The sequence below is a fragment of the Halomonas stenophila genome, assembly GCF_014192275.1.
Taxonomy (GTDB): Bacteria; Pseudomonadota; Gammaproteobacteria; order Pseudomonadales; family Halomonadaceae; genus Halomonas; species Halomonas stenophila.
Genome location: NZ_JACHXR010000023.1, coordinates 1 through 14,563, shown reverse-complemented (window position 1 = coordinate 14,563; position 14,563 = coordinate 1). Strand labels below are relative to the sequence as shown.

Annotated in this window: 15 protein-coding genes and 1 pseudogene; 9 read left to right on the top strand and 7 right to left on the bottom strand. The window is 62.2% G+C overall.

The window, feature by feature from the left end:
* Positions 1 to 601: Na+/H+ antiporter NhaC family protein (locus FHR97_RS19875; RefSeq protein WP_281380512.1), on the top strand; the 601-nt coding region annotated here is incomplete at its 5' end.
* A 112-nt stretch (positions 602 to 713) separates the two neighbouring features.
* Here FHR97_RS19875 and FHR97_RS19870 read toward each other — a convergent pair.
* The 6 genes from FHR97_RS19870 to FHR97_RS19845 all read right to left on the bottom strand — a co-directional run bounded on the left by FHR97_RS19870 (position 714) and on the right by FHR97_RS19845 (position 6,833).
* Positions 714 to 2,204: a hypothetical protein gene (locus FHR97_RS19870; RefSeq protein ID WP_183385525.1), complete on the bottom strand. Its 1,491-nt coding sequence runs from the start codon at positions 2,202 to 2,204 to the stop codon at positions 714 to 716.
* A gap of 142 nt (positions 2,205 to 2,346) precedes the next feature.
* Complete coding sequence (locus tag FHR97_RS19865) at positions 2,347 to 2,970, bottom strand: HAD-IB family hydrolase (protein WP_183385524.1); 624 nt, start codon at positions 2,968 to 2,970, stop codon at positions 2,347 to 2,349.
* Positions 2,967 to 3,722, bottom strand: a complete 756-nt coding sequence (locus FHR97_RS19860; RefSeq protein ID WP_183385523.1) for an SDR family oxidoreductase — start codon at positions 3,720 to 3,722, stop codon at positions 2,967 to 2,969. Before FHR97_RS19860 ends, FHR97_RS19865 begins: the two co-directional genes overlap by 4 nt.
* The gene (locus FHR97_RS19855; RefSeq protein ID WP_183385522.1) at positions 3,719 to 5,017 is read right to left on the bottom strand and encodes an FAD-binding oxidoreductase; all 1,299 of its coding nucleotides are present in this window, start codon (positions 5,015 to 5,017) and stop codon (positions 3,719 to 3,721) included. Before FHR97_RS19855 ends, FHR97_RS19860 begins: the two co-directional genes overlap by 4 nt.
* A complete protein-coding gene (locus FHR97_RS19850) occupies positions 5,014 to 5,970 on the bottom strand; it encodes a lysylphosphatidylglycerol synthase transmembrane domain-containing protein (protein ID WP_183385521.1) in 957 nt (318 codons plus the stop codon). The genes FHR97_RS19855 and FHR97_RS19850 overlap by 4 nt, the downstream gene beginning before the upstream one ends.
* On the bottom strand, positions 5,967 to 6,833 hold the full coding sequence (locus FHR97_RS19845; protein WP_183385520.1) for a decaprenyl-phosphate phosphoribosyltransferase: 867 nt from the start codon (positions 6,831 to 6,833) through the stop codon (positions 5,967 to 5,969). Before FHR97_RS19845 ends, FHR97_RS19850 begins: the two co-directional genes overlap by 4 nt.
* Positions 6,834 to 7,149: 316 nt before the next feature.
* On the opposite strand from FHR97_RS19845, the pseudogene FHR97_RS20815 reads away from it, so the two are divergent.
* A pseudogene (locus tag FHR97_RS20815) lies at positions 7,150 to 7,353 on the top strand (ISL3 family transposase); the annotation flags it as partial.
* Positions 7,354 to 7,411: 58 nt separating this feature from the next.
* Positions 7,412 to 7,966 (top strand): transposase, encoded by a 555-nt coding sequence (locus FHR97_RS19835; RefSeq protein ID WP_183385519.1) that lies wholly within the window; start codon positions 7,412 to 7,414, stop codon positions 7,964 to 7,966.
* A gap of 78 nt (positions 7,967 to 8,044) precedes the next feature.
* Here the strand turns inward: FHR97_RS19835 and FHR97_RS20810 are convergent, their stop codons facing one another.
* Positions 8,045 to 8,248: a transposase gene (locus tag FHR97_RS20810; protein WP_183385518.1), complete on the bottom strand. Its 204-nt coding sequence runs from the start codon at positions 8,246 to 8,248 to the stop codon at positions 8,045 to 8,047.
* On the opposite strand from FHR97_RS20810, the gene FHR97_RS20805 reads away from it, so the two are divergent.
* The 6 genes from FHR97_RS20805 to FHR97_RS19805 all read left to right on the top strand — a co-directional run bounded on the left by FHR97_RS20805 (position 8,156) and on the right by FHR97_RS19805 (position 14,454).
* Positions 8,156 to 8,704, top strand: a complete 549-nt coding sequence (locus FHR97_RS20805; protein WP_425486112.1) for a Na+/H+ antiporter NhaC family protein — start codon at positions 8,156 to 8,158, stop codon at positions 8,702 to 8,704. The genes FHR97_RS20810 and FHR97_RS20805 overlap by 93 nt on opposite strands.
* Positions 8,683 to 9,129: a Na+/H+ antiporter NhaC family protein gene (locus tag FHR97_RS20800; protein WP_425486111.1), complete on the top strand. Its 447-nt coding sequence runs from the start codon at positions 8,683 to 8,685 to the stop codon at positions 9,127 to 9,129. The genes FHR97_RS20805 and FHR97_RS20800 overlap by 22 nt, the downstream gene beginning before the upstream one ends.
* A 240-nt stretch (positions 9,130 to 9,369) precedes the next feature.
* Complete coding sequence (locus FHR97_RS19820) at positions 9,370 to 10,479, top strand: efflux RND transporter periplasmic adaptor subunit (RefSeq protein WP_183385517.1); 1,110 nt, start codon at positions 9,370 to 9,372, stop codon at positions 10,477 to 10,479.
* 7 nt (positions 10,480 to 10,486) lie between these two features.
* Entirely contained in the window at positions 10,487 to 13,588 is a 3,102-nt protein-coding gene (locus FHR97_RS19815) for an efflux RND transporter permease subunit (protein ID WP_183385516.1), read from the top strand.
* Positions 13,589 to 13,592: 4 nt separating this feature from the next.
* Positions 13,593 to 14,237 carry a CerR family C-terminal domain-containing protein gene (locus FHR97_RS19810; protein ID WP_183385515.1) on the top strand — a complete coding sequence of 215 codons (645 nt, stop codon included), beginning with the start codon at positions 13,593 to 13,595 and terminating at the stop codon, positions 14,235 to 14,237.
* Positions 14,238 to 14,247: 10 nt separating this feature from the next.
* Positions 14,248 to 14,454: a DUF3565 domain-containing protein gene (locus tag FHR97_RS19805; protein WP_183385514.1), complete on the top strand. Its 207-nt coding sequence runs from the start codon at positions 14,248 to 14,250 to the stop codon at positions 14,452 to 14,454.
* Positions 14,455 to 14,563: the final 109 nt, after the last annotated feature.

Here is a 14,563-nt window from a genome sequence, read left to right as displayed (position 1 = left end):
CCTGCTCAACCGCGGCGGCATCCAGTCGATGATGTGGACCATCTCGCTGATCCTCATCGCCCTGGGCTTCGGCGGCGCGCTGGAGAAGACCGGCTGCCTGGAGGCGATCATCCGCGCCATCATGACCAGGGTGCGCAGCTTCCGCGGCGTGCAGACCTCGGCGGTGCTGACCTCGGTCGCCACCAACCTGGTCGCCGGCGACCCCTACCTCTCCATCGCCCTGCCCGGCCGCATGTACGCGCCCACCTATCGGGGCCTGGGCTACTCGACCCTGAACCTGTCCCGGGCGATCGAGGAAGGCGGCACCCTGGTCTCCCCGCTGATTCCCTGGAACGCCGGCGGGGCCTTCGTGATCAGCGCCCTGGGGCTGGGCATCGGCGAGGGCCATGTCGAGAACCTGCTGTACATCCCGCTGGCCTTCGCCTGCTGGCTGTCGCCGGTGATCGGCATCCTCTACGCCCAGCTCGGGCTGTTCTCGCCCAGGGCCAGCGAGGCGGAGCGCGAGCTGTGGCAAGCACAGGACGAGGCCATCGCCACCGATCTGGGGGCCGCGAGCGCGGCCAGCCTCACCCCCGCGACCAGCCCGACCGCCTCGAGCTGACGGCACGACATCCCCCGGCTCCTGCTGCCGGGACCTCAAGGAGACGCCCCGCCCGGCCCTGCCGGGCGGGGTTATCTATAAAAGATACAGAGTGGCGCCCGACAACTAGCGATCAGAACCTGAGCAGCCAGTATCGGTTATCGGATATCCCCCCTGTACAAATCCTCGGATTGCTCCTTGCGCATCTTTCAAACGGTACCCCTTCCACCAGCTTGCATTTCGCAGGATCTCCTGGCTCCTTGCCACCGCAGAAATGCACCTCATCGTAGCCAAGTTCATAGAAAGCCCGCCCTAATCTACCGGGACTATTCAAGCTTTCCATGAACTTATATTTATCGGGTCTTACATAGGAATAGTCTATTGGCCACCTATCCCATTCGATCTTTTCCGCATATTCGTTGATCTCGACGACTACCCCCTTCAGGTCACGTGGGCTTCCCTCTTCGACCTCCTGCAATGCATTCACGAAATCCGATGAAAAAGCCGTATACCACTTCATATTGACATACGACAAATACATCGGTTGCAGCGAAACAAGTAGAACGAAGGCTATGGAAGCCGGAAAAACCCACTTATCATTCAAATCGAGAGCCGCCATTGCCACATAGAAAGCAATGGCTGCCAGGAAAAATGCCACGCCAAACGTAAACGTCGTCCGATCCGCAATGATCGTTCCCATAGGAGCGGTGAAGACATATACCGAAAGCAGGAAACACACGCCAAATGCCAGAATCGAAGCGGCAATGACAAGCTCTCGCAACTTCCGTTTTACGAAGAGAGCCACGCCCAATGCGACAAAAATGGAAACTACCGCCAACAATATCCAAGGTGAATAGATAAAGGTTACATGCTCGACGAAGTCAACCAGATTTTTCACGACATTATTATACAGATCGAGTGGCGACTTCACTGGATGGGCACTCCGCCATTCAGGGAGGCCTGGCAAACTTCCGAAATACACATACTGAGCGAGCTTCGAAACAAGCCAGGAAACAAGAATGGAAGCCCCCCAAAAAACCAGGATGCCGAAAAATGTCATCACGACCTTGAGTTTTTTCATACCCAGCAACGTGTTATAGCCTGGAGCGGCAAGCAACACTGCCAGGAAGGATAATGTCTGAAGAATGGCAAATACAAGGACGGTAGCAACACCGCTTGATAACAAGCTTGCCTTGTTTCTTGAAAGCAAGGCGAACAGAAAAAGCAGGAAAATCGCAGCGAGAGTATGAATTGGCCAGCCAAGCTGCTCCATAAGGCCTGGCTGAAAAATGACGACAAATGGTACCGAGTAGAGAAGTGCCTTGTTTTCCAACCGACTTCCAGCCAGGAATCTCCTCATGAACACATACCCGTATCCCCAAGCCATCGCCATACACAGCAGCCAGGAAAAATAATGAGGTATATCTTTTGTGGCAGAATGAAAGATGGGGGCGAGCCACCTTGCATTTTCAGAAAATTCCAGAAACTCGGACTTAGTGTAGCCCCACGCATCATGTCGCCAGAAACCATACTCCCTCGCGAGAAAAGCCAAGACGATCGCAAAGGTGAAAAGCACCAGCGCTGGAAGTGGCTCAAGATATTTTGGTTTCATGATAGATGACATCTTGTCTCTCCCAGTCACCGTTAGTCCATTGCTGATATCTTGCATCTCTGCATGCCCAGCATTACAAAGGTCGACTGCGCCACTGCAAACATCTCGGCATTCCAATCCATCATCATGGACTCCCTTTCCATGGAAACAATGTCTACACTCTTATGAAACATTTTCTTCTTGAGCTGAAGCGCCAACCTTCATTAGCACTCTTAAGCATTAGCAAATCACCTTCAGAATCACCATAGGCATATGTGACTTCTGGCTTCCGCGCCTCAATCCACGTCTCAATACGCAAGCATTTTTCCCAACCAAAACAATTGGCGGCGTTCAAGTGTCCGGTCACATTGCCAAACTCATCTTGCTTCAAGATTGACGTCAAAGACGCCGTAAAACCATAGGATTCCGCCCATTCCTTCAGGTAAACATCCAATGATGCACTCACCAGTACGCAGTCATGCCCTTGGGCTTTATGCCATTCCAGTCGTTCGATACCTTCGGGACGCAGCATGGTGGGAATGATCTCTTTGTTGAATCGTTTGCCGATATCCTGAAGCTCTTTCAGAGGGTACCCGGCAAGATATTGCTTGAGCACGATTTCCTTGGCGATGTCGTTGCGCAAGAGTTTAGTGGCATAGGCTCCGAGGACAGGACTGAGCAAGGCCAGCTTGGTGTAATAGGTCGGAGCGCCTACCACATACTTGAGGAAAGGCAACAGCGTGTCACCAGTGGTAAGCGTGCCATCGAAGTCGAAGAAGGCAACGGGAGTCGTGTTCACAGAGACATCCGCTTGAAGATGAATTCGGGAATATGTCGGATGATCAGCATGATCCAATACCAGAACCAGGGTAGATAGACGTCTCCCCTTCCCTTGGTCATTGCTTTGACGATGCCTTCGGCCACCTGTTCCGGCCTTGCCCACAAGGGGCCCGACTTATCCATACCTGCCGTCATGGGGGTATCCACGAAGCCCGGCTTGATGGTCACCACACTAACGTTGCTGCGCGCCAGACGATTGCGCAGCCCCTGTAGGAAGATCGACACCATGCCCTTGGCAGCTCCATAGACGTAATTGCTCTGGCGCCCGCGGTCACCGGCTACCGAGCTAATGACGGCAATGACTCCCGAACGCTGCCGTTCAAAGCGATTGGCCAGTAACGTCAACAGGCTGATGACACTAGTGGCATTGGTATCGATTTCTTTGCGTGTCTGCTCCAAGGAGGCTTCGCAAGCTTTCTGATCCGGCAAGGTGCCATGAGCGATCAACACCGCATCGACACCTCCCAGGAAATCCTCGGCGGCATCCAGGAGGGATTCATGGTGGGAAACATCCAGCAGGTCCGCCGCTTTTCCATCGACTCGCTGCTCGCTGGAAGCTCTGACCTGAAGATCGTGAACCACGGCATCGAGCTTGCTGGAATCACGCCCAACACAGAAGAGCGATGCCCCTCTGGCCACCAGTTGTCGAGCGGTCTGTTCTGCAATAGCCGAAGTGGCGCCAAAAATGATAATGCGTTTAAGTGAATTCATGAGGTGACTCTACGCCAGAAACGAGATGAGAAAGCGGGATCGATGTAGTCGGCAAAGCGTTCCCATTCGGGGAAACCAGACTGGAACAGATCAGCGGGCATACGAGCATCCTTGGCCGGATACAAGGTGCCGCCGGCTTCTCGCAGGATGGCATCGAGGGAATCCAGCAGTCGTAGCGTTGCCTCTCCATGGTTGGAAAAATCCAGTGCCAGCGTCGTACCAGGCCGGGGGAACGACAACATCCCCAGCGACGGCTTTTCACCAAAGGTCTTCAGTACGGCCAAAAACGACCCCTGCCCACTGGCAGCAATAGTGTTCAGCAGTTCCGCCACGCCATCCTGCGCTACGGAAGGCGGCAAGACACATTGATACTGGAAGAACCCTTTGCGCCCGTAGATTCGGTTCCAGTCCTGAATCGTATCCAGTGGATAGAAGTACGCTTGGTAGTGTTGAAGTGCTCCGCAAGGATTGACCGACTGACGATAATAAAGGGCATTGAAGGCACGCAGGCTCAGATGATTGATCAGTGAAACCGGCGGATCGATCGCCATACGCCTGCTACGCTCATTGAAGCTTGGCAGGTTGGCTTGAGGCGGTGCATGCTGACCCGCCAGAAAGATGCCACGACCTCTCTTGCTACCACTGGCCAGGCAATCGATCCATGCCACCGTGTAGGGCCACTTGGTCTCGGCATCACGGTTGAGCGACCAGAATTCCTCGAGATTGCCGAAGCGCTGTGACTCCACCCACATCCAGGGACTCTGTATCGGCATCAGTTGCAACTCGACCCATTCGATCAAGCCAGTCAACCCCAAACCGCCGATGGTGGCCCGGAAATAGTCCTCATGCCGGTCAGGCGCGCACTCCATCCGTTCTCCACTGGAACGCAGCAACCCGAAGCGGCGGACATGGTGCCCAAACGTACCGACGACGTGATGATTCTTGCCATGTACATCATTGGCGAGAGCCCCGCCCACCGTGACATAGCGAGTGCCAGGTGTACTGGGTAGGAACCAGCCTTGCGGAACCACCAAAGCAAGGATGTCCGCCAGAGTGACCCCTGATTCACAACGCAGGACACCGGAATGCCGATCGAACGCCATGAAGCGATCCAACCCACGTGTCAGCAGCAACGTCCCCGATTCAGTCAAGCATACATCGCCATAACTACGTCCATTGCCATAGGCAAGAAGCGGCCAGTTCTCTTGGGGCAATGTCGCCTGGCGGTAACCAAGACGATGGATCTTGTCCGGCTGGACTCGGGGAATACGGTTCCAGGATAGCGGCGACTTCATGACGTGATGGCCTCCCCATGGCGGCTGCTGTACAGGGCAATCAACCCAAGCATCACCGCAAACCACAAGGTGGCCAAACGTATGAAGACCGTCGCCGCGATAGCAGCCGGCATTGTCATGCCTTTTGCCACCAGCAGTGACATCATGACGGCTTCGGCTCCACCAAGACCGCCGGGCAGAAAGCTCAAGGCTCCAGCCAGCATCGACAGGGCATAAACGAAGACAGCGAAAGGCAGCGAGACATCGGCGCCCAACCACACGAGCACCCAATAGAATGCCAGCGCTTCGGCGCCCCAGGCTATCACGCCCAAGAGGGTAGCCAGCACCAGCAGCCGGGGACCATGACATCGCCGAGCACTTTGCAGCATGTCAGTGGTATGCACGACCAGACTGCCAACCTTGCCTACCCGCTGTTTGGCCCAGCTATTGAGACGCGAAAGCAGGCGCTGGCTGGAAAGGCATGCCAATACCACCACGATACCTGCCACCCCTGCCAGCACCACCCCTCGTGCCTGGGGATATTGGGCCAATCCCAGCAACGTCAGCAGCACGACCGCCACCAGGTCGGAAAGCCGCTCACTCAAAAATGCAGCGAATGTCGTGGGAAAGGAAACGCCGCGCTGCTTGAGCAATACACCTCGGAAAGCTTCTCCCGCCTTTCCCGGTGTGGTGGTCAAGGCGAAGCCACTCAGGTAAATGCGAAGGCTGGGTAACCACGGCACCATATGCCCGAGTTCTGCCAGATAAAGCTGCCATCGCACGAAGCGCAAGCCATAATTGACCAACGACATACCAAGCGCGATGACAGTGCCGATTACGCCAATACGAACAAAAGCAGCGACCACTTCCTGCCATCCCCCCCATAGCGAGAAAGCCAAATACCCGGCAGTGGCAACCATGATCGAAAGGATCAATGCCCGCAGGCGCCATCCCTTGAGTTGACGTTGCGTCATGCCAGCACCCACAGAGTGGCCACCACCCATCCCAGCACCGTGATCAACAAGTGCTTGTCGGTTAATAGCTCCTTCGCCGTATCGTCACCTTTCTCCCGGTGGTGTAATAAAAACAGGTAGCGAAAGATGCCGTACACGACGAATGGCAAGGTATAAATCAAATCCGTGCTGCCATGCAGGGCCACGGTGGTTGACGATACGGTGTACAAACCATAACTGATGATCGTGCAAGCCGCCGTGACCGCGATGAACTGCTCCAACATAGCAGGGCTGTATTCATCCAATACACGCCGAGCCAAGCTCTCATTGGCTTTTGTCGTTTCCAGCATAAGCAGTTCGGCACGCCGTTTGGTAAAGCCGAGAAACAGGGTCACCATCAACCCGCACAGCAAAAGCCATTCGGAAGGTGCAATATCCAATCCCACGGTACCCGCAAGAATTCTCAGCATGAACCCTGCAGAAATAATAAACACATCCAGGATCACGACGTGCTTCAATTTCCATGAATACACAATATTCATGAAGAAGTATGTAGCGACGAATACAAGCACCCATAGGCTGACGACAAGAGACAGCAACAGTGCCGCTACGACTAATATGGACAACAGAAATTTTGCAGAATCAAGCGAAATTTCCCTACTGGGCAATGGGCGATAGCGTTTTACCGGATGTTCTCTATCGGCTTCTATATCGACAATATCGTTCAACACATAGACGGCACTGGCGATACAGCAAAACGCCAGGAAAGCCAGCAAAGCTTGCGACAACGTAGCTAATGTCCATTGATGGGAAAACAAAGGCCCTATCAATACGAAGCCGTTTTTAATATATTGGTGCGGCCTTAATATCTTCACGATTGGCATCAGCCGCTCCTTCCTAGAAAGCCATGATCATCGATGCTTGATTATTACAGCATCAGCTTTCCTTTCTCACTGAAGGTAGGCAGAGTTCTACCCCTACCCGTCGATCGGGGTGCTGTAGAGTGGCTCGCTGATTGCCTGCTTCCTAAATGAGCAAGAAGTACATCAACCAGCCGATGATATTTGCTCTCTTCTTCTATCCATCATGTACCATACCTTGGTGTATTGGCGAAGCAAATTTCGGCTTTTCGTCGTTGGGTGTGAATTCGCCCCCTGAGCTGGGCCAGGATATGGCCTCCACGACGATAGGAGGCATGGCATGGACGGCACCCAGATTCTGACCCTCGGCCTGGGCCTGGAAGCGCCCTGGGTGCTCAAGGACCAGCACCTGGATACCTCCGTGTCGCCCCATCGCCTGGATCTCTATGTCGAAGCCGAGCGCGGCAGCCTCTACCCCTGCCCGGAGTGCGGCAAGGCTTGCCCGGCCCATGACCTCGCCGACAAGACCTGGCGGCATCTGAACTTCTTCCAGCACCACTGCGACCTGCACACTCGCGTGCCTCGCACCAAGTGCCCCCAGCATGGCGTCAAGCGCATCGAGGCGGCCGGGCAGCGACTTCACCCTGCTGTTCGAGCATGCGGCCATGTCGCTCGTCAAGGAGATGCCGGTGCTGGCCGTCTCCCGGCAACTGGAGATCTCCGACAAGCGCCTGTGGCGCATCGTGCATCACTACGGCGGCCGCATGCTGGGCGAGCTGGACCTGTCCAGCGTGGCCACCGTCGGCGTGGACGAAACGGCCTCACAACGGCGTCAGCGCTATGTCACGGTGTTCCTCGACATGCAGCGCCAACAGGAGCCGGTGCTCTTCGCCGTTCCCGGCCACGGCAAGGCCGCCATCAAGGCCTTCAGCGCCTTCCTGGTGGAACATGGCGGCGACCCGGATAACGTGATCGAGGTGGTCTGCGACATGTCTCAGGCGTTCCTGAGCAGCGTGGCCAAGCAGCTGGCTGCCCTCCAGGAGTTGGTGGCCGACCAGGGGGCCACCGGCGATGCCTGGGTGATCAAGGAAAAGCTGCGCTGGATCCAGAAGGCTGCGACGCCGCGTGCCGCCCGGTGGCGCATCACGAACTACTGATCGTCCAAATAGTTTCTAATGTTTTGGCGAGGCGCCCATCAAGCGCCTGACATGGTCACGCCGCCGCTTCATCCAACTTCACAAGGCTTCTGCGGGATTCAGCTCCGGCGCGTAGGGAGGCAGCGGTTCCAGTCGAAGGCGGTCCTGCACTTCGGGCCGGCTCAGCAGGTCGCGCACCTCTCGGCACCGGTGAACTGGCGCATTGTCCCAGATAACCCGCAGTTTGCCGGGCCAATATCGCAGCAGCGTCTTCAGGAAGCGGATGATCGTGGCGCCCTTCACGGTGTCCGTCGACCAACTGAAATAGGAGCGTCCTACCAGGCCGCCTCCTTCGACAAGATCACCGCCATCACCGCCGCGCTGGAGGCCAACTTCACCATCTCGCCCTGGCTGCTGCTGCCGGCGCTGCTGGTGATCGTGCTCGCCGTCAAGCGCATGCCGCCCATCCCCTCGCTGTTCGCCGGCGTGCTGGCCGGGGCGGTCACCGCCATGCTCGCTCAAGGGGTCGGCGTGCACGACCTGCTCCCCTATGCCAACAGTGGCTACGGGATCGACACCGGCATCGACAGCCTGCTCAACCGCGGCGGCATCCAGTCGATGATGTGGACCATCTCGCTGATCCTCATCGCCCTGGGCTTCGGCGGCGCGCTGGAGAAGACCGGCTACCTGGAGGCGATCATCCGCGCCATCATGACCAAGGTGCGCAGCTTCGCGGCGTGCAGACCTCGGCGGTGCTGACCTCGGTCGCCACCAACCTGGTCGCCGGCGACCCCTACCTCTCCATCGCCCTGCCCGGCCGCATGTACGCGCCCACCTATCGAGGCCTGGGCTACTCGACCCTGAACCTGTCCCGGGCGATCGAGGAAGGCGGCACCCTGGTCTCCCCGCTGATTCCCTGGAACGCCGGAGGGGCCTTCGTGATCAGCGCCCTGGGGCTGGGCATCGGCGAGGGCCATGTCGAGAACCTGCTGTACATCCCGCTGGCCTTCGCCTGCTGGCTGTCGCCGGTGATCGGGCTGATCTATGCGCAGACCGGGCTGTTCTCGCCCAGAGCCAGCGAGGCGGAGCGCGAACTGTGGCAAGCGCAGGACGAGGCCATCGCCACCGACCTGGGGGCCGCAGCCAGCCTCACCCCCGCGACCAGCCCGACCGCCTCGAGCTGACGACACGACATCCCCCGGCGCAAGCGGCCGGGACCTCAAGGAGACGCCCCGCCCGGCCCTGCCGGCCGGGGCGTTATCGTTGCGCCCGGCAACCGCCGGCGGCAGGCCCGCTAGAGGGGAACACCTCGGCAGGGAGCGACACGATGCCCAATGGAATTGCGATTTAATCAAATGATTAATACACTGCCGGCAACGCCTCGGGCATGCCGATGCCCGGCAATCGCATGCGAGGAGCGCGCCATGCCGTTCAACCGCCTTTCGGCCCTCTGGGGGATGTTGGCCGTCCTGTCATGGCTGGCCACGGGCTGCTCGCCGGAGGCCGCGCCGCCCGAGGCGCCGCCCACGGTGGTGGACAGCCACGTCATCCAGGCCGGCCACGGGGCCGCGGTGACCCGTCTCTCGGGCCGGGTCAAGGCCGCCGAGCGCACCTCGCTGAGCTTCGAGATCGCCGGCGAGATCCGCCGCCTGACCGTGGACGTGGGCGAGCGCTTCGCCGCCGGCGAGGTCCTGGCGGCGCTCGACGACGAGCGCTATCGGCTGGTGGCCCGGCAGCGCCGCGCCGAACTCCGCGAGGCCGAGGCCGTGCTGCGCGAGAAGCGCCAGGACTATCGCCGCCAGGCCAGCCTGGCCGAAAAGGGCTACGTCAGCGCGACGCGGCTGGATGCCGCCCGGGCCGCCCTGGGCACCGCCGAGTCGCGCCACGCCTCGGCCGAGGCGGCCCGGGAGCTGGCCGAGCGCGACCTGACGCTGACCACCCTCGAGGCGCCCTTCGACGGTTCGGTGAGCCGACGCCATGCCGAGCCCGCCGAACGGGTCGGCGCCAGCCAGCCGATCCTCGAGGTGATCTCCGACCGAGAAGGCTTCGAGGTGGAGACCAGCGTGCCCGAGACCCTGGTCGGCGCCCTCGAGGAAGGTTCGCGCCACGAGGTCATCGTCCCGGCTCTCGGCGACGCCGCGAGCCCCGCCACCCTGCGCCACCTGGGCACCCAGCCGCGCTCCTCCAACGACTACCCGGTGATCCTGGCCGTGGACGCTCCCCCCGCCGGACTGCGCTCCGGGATGACCGCCCAGGTGGCACTGTCGCTGGCCGAGCCGGACGCCGACGCGACCCTGCCGGTACCGCTCACCGCCCTGGTCTACACCGGCGAGGATCGGGTCCATGTGCTGCGCATCACCGAGACCCACCGCCTCGAGCGGGTCGCGGTCGAGGTGGTGGCGATCGACGACGGCCGGGCCAGGGTGCGCGGCGACCTCGCCGCCGGCGAACGCATCGTGGCCCGCGGGGCCGAGTTCGTCGGCGCCGGCCAGGCCGTGAGCCTGCTCGGCGAGGGGCCGGAACGCTACCACTGAGTCCGCCATGAACCTGAGCCAGATCGCCTATCGCCGAAGGCCCGTCTTCTACCTGGCCACCCTGCTGGCCATGCTGTTCGGCCTCTACAGCTACTTCACCCTGCCGGCCCGAGAGGACCCGGCGATCACCGTGCGCGAGGCGGTGGTCACCACCGCCTTCCCCGGCCTGCCGGCGGCCCAGGTGGAGGAGAACATCACCAAGCCGCTGGAGGAGAGCATCCGTGCCGTCGGCGAGGTGGAGGAGATCCGCTCGACCTCGATGCGCGGCCGCTCGATCCTCCACGTCGAGATCCAGGACCGCTACTTCGACCTGGAACAGATCTGGGACGAGGTACGCCAGAAGATCGAGGCGGCGCGCCCCGCCCTGCCCGCCGGCACCCGGGACCCGGTGTTCAACGACGACTTCGGCGACGTGGCGGTGGTCACCGCGGCGCTCACCGCCGCGGACTTCCCCCAGGCCGAGCAGCAGGAGATCGCCGAGCACGTCCGCGCCGCCCTCTACGGCGTACCGGGCACCAAGAAGGTGGAACTGCTGGGCCTGCAGGGCCAGCGCGTGTTCATCGACATCGCCGAGGCGCGCCTCGCCGAGCTCGGCCTCACCCCCGGCGACCTGGCCGCCCAGATCCAGCGGCGCAACATCTTCCCGCCGGGGGGCGTGCTGGAGGCGGGGGACCAGCGCCTGGCCCTGGAGGTCAGCGGCGAATTCGGCAACCTCGAGGCGCTGGGCGACACCGAGCTGCGGCTGCCCGACGGCGGCACCCTGCGTCTGCGCGACTTGGGCGAGATCCGCCGCGGCTACCAGGACCCGGTGGACAAGTCGGCCTACTTCAACGGCGAGCCGGCCATCGTCTTCGCCATCTCCATGCTCGAGGGCCGCAGCGTGCTGGACTACGGCCGGGCCGTCCGGACACGGCTGGACGAGCTGCGCGCCACCCTGCCGGCGGGCTATCGCCTGGACATCATGACCTTCCAGCCCGAGCAGGTGGCCAACGCCGTCTACGGGGTGACCCGGAGCGTGCTGCAGACGCTGGCCATCGTGCTGGGGGTGGTGATCCTCTTCCTCGGCGTGCGCACCGGGCTGATCGTCGGCTCGATCATCCCCACGGTGATGCTGGCGACGCTCGCCGTGATGGGCCTGATGGACATCACCCTGCAGCGCGCCAGCCTGGCCACCCTGGTCATCGCCCTCGGCCTGCTGGTGGACAACGCCATCGTCGTGGCCGAGGACTTCAAGACCCGCCTGGAGGCGGGCAGCCGCCGCGACCAGGCGCTCGCGGAGACCGGCGGCGAGCTGGCGCTGCCGCTGCTGTCGTCCAGCCTGACCACCATCCTGGTGTTCCTGCCGCTGATGCTCGCCGAGCACACCGCCGGCGAGTACACCCGCTCGATCTCCATCGTCATCGCCATCACCCTGCTGAGCTCCTGGTTCCTGTCGCTGACGGTGACGCCGGCGTTGTGCCACCGCTTCCTCAAGGCGCCGCGCCGCGCCGCCGCCGGGGAACCCACGGACGGCGGCCCCAACCTCTCCGACCGGGCCTTCGGCTGGGTGTCGCGGCGCTACGGCCGGCTGCTGGCCCGGATGCTGCATCATCGGGTGCTGTTCCTGACCGCCATGGCCCTGACCCTGGTGGCCGGGGTGGCGATGATGCAGCTGGTGCCCCAGAAGTTCTTCCCCGACTCGGACCGCAACCAGGTGCTGGTGACCCTCGACTTCCCCTCGGACATCGCCGAGAACGCCACCGACCGGCGGGTCCAGGCGCTGAGTCGCGAGCTGCTCGAGGCCCCGTCGCTGACCGCCGACGTCACCGGGGTGGCCGCCTACGCGGGCTTCGGCGGGCCGCGCTTCGTGCTCTCGCTGACGCCCCTCGACCCCGCCCCCAACAAGGGCTTCCTGGTCCTCAACGTGGCCGGCCGCGAGCGGGTCGAGGCGGTCATCCACGCCACCCGCGAGTGGCTCGCCACCCGCCACCCCGACCTCTCGCCCCAGGTCACGCGGATGTTCCTCGGCCCCTCGGACAGCACCCTGCTGCAGGTACAGGTCAAGGGCCCGGACCGGGAGGTGCTGTTCGCCGCCGCCCGGGAGGTGGAGGCCATCCTGGGCGGCCTGGACGGCGCCCGCGACGTGCGCCAGAGCTGGGAGGCACGGATCCCGTCGCTGACCATCGAGGTCGACCAGGCCCGGGCGCGCAACGCCGGCATCACCTCCGAGGACATCGCCCAGTCGCTCACCGGCGCCCTCGACGGCTACCACCTGAGCCACTACCGCGAGGGCGACGACATCATCCCGGTGATGCTGCGCTACGCCGACGAGCAGCGCCAGAGCATCGCCCGACTCAAGTCGCTCACCGTCTATCCGCTGGGCACCCCCGGGCCCGGCGTGCCCCTCAACCAGGTGGCGGACATCCAACTCGACAACGGCTACTACCGCATCGACCGCGAGAACCTGGTGCGCACCATCACCGTGGAGGGCCGCCACCGGCGCCTCACCGCCGAGGACATGGTGCCCCAGGTGGCGCCGGCCCTCGACTCGCTGGAAGCCACCCTGCCACCGGGCCACTGGCTCGAGTTCGACGGCGTGGTGGTGGAATCCCGGGAAGGCCAGGCGGCCCTGCAGGCCAACCTGCCGCTGTGCATCGGGCTGATCTTCGTGTTGCTGGTGGCCCAGTTCAATTCCTTCAAGCGCCCCCTGGTGATCGTCGCCACCATCCCCCTGGTGATCGTCGGCGTGGCGCTGGGCCTGCTCGCCACCCGGGCCAACTTCGGCTTCATGGTGCTGCTCGGCATCTACAGCCTGGCCGGCATCATCATCAACAACGCCATCGTGCTGATCGACCGCATCGATATCGAGCGTCAGGATTCGGCGCTGTCGGGACGTGACGCCGTGGTCAAGGCCTCGGCGCGGCGCCTGCGACCAATCCTGATGTCGGCGATCACCACCATCCTCGGCTTCCTGCCGCTGATCATCGGCCGCGATCCGCTGTTCTACGGCATGGCCGGGGCCATGGCCTTCGGGCTCGGTGTCGGGACCATCATGAGCCTGGGCGTGGTCCCCGTGCTCTACACCTACTTCTTCGGCATCGACACCCGCGCACCGCCCAAGGGAGCCTGACGTCATGGCCCGACCCGCCACACCCGAGCCCACCGACACCCGCGCCCGGCTGATCCAGGCCGCCATCCGGCTGTTCGGCGAGCACGGCTACAAGGCCACCACTACCCGCATGCTGGCCGAGGAGGCCGGCGCCAACATCGGCTCCATCGCCTATCACTTCGACAACAAGCACGGCCTCTACCTGGCGGCGGCCGGCTACATCGCCGACCAGCTGCGCGAGCGGCTGGCGCTCGAGGAAGTGGCGCCGCCCCCCGCGGACCGCGACGCCGCCCTGGCCGAGCTGCGGGTGGTGGTGCGGCGCATGGTGCGCACCTTCGCCGAGGACGACGACTGCCGCCAGTGGCTGCTGCTGGTGATGCGCGAGCAGGTCAACCCCAGCGAGGCCTTCGAGATCCTCCAGGCGCGGGCGTTCGCCGTCGTCCAGACGACCCTGAGCGGCCTGATCGGCCGGCTCACCGAGCGCGACCCCGACGACCGGCGCGTGATCCTCGAGACCCACACCCTGGTCGGCCAGGTCGTGTTCTTCCTGGTGGGCCGGGAGCCCCTGCTGCGCCGCCTGGGCATCAAGGCCTTCGACGCGGCGACCCTGGCCGACATCGAGGCGGTGGTCGGGGGCCACCTGCGGCTCTATGCCGCCCCGGAAGAATGAGGAGCTCGCCATGCGCCAGCCCATCATCGGCTATCATCGCGACGACGACGGCCACTGGGTGGCCGAGCTGGCCTGCGGCCACAACCAGCACGTCCGCCACCAGCCGCCCTGGGTCGAGCGCCCCTGGGTGACCACCGCGGAAGGCCGGCGCTCGCGGCTCGGCCTGAAGCTTGCGTGCATGAAATGCCAGCGCGGCGAGCCAAGGGACAATCCCTGAGCCTCCTCCGGCCACTAGTACTACTGTGTCATAAATTAGGCTGTTACGATGTTGGGGTGTTCTACCTCAGGGATGCCGGTTGCAGTTGATGTCACGCTCTACGCTTCAC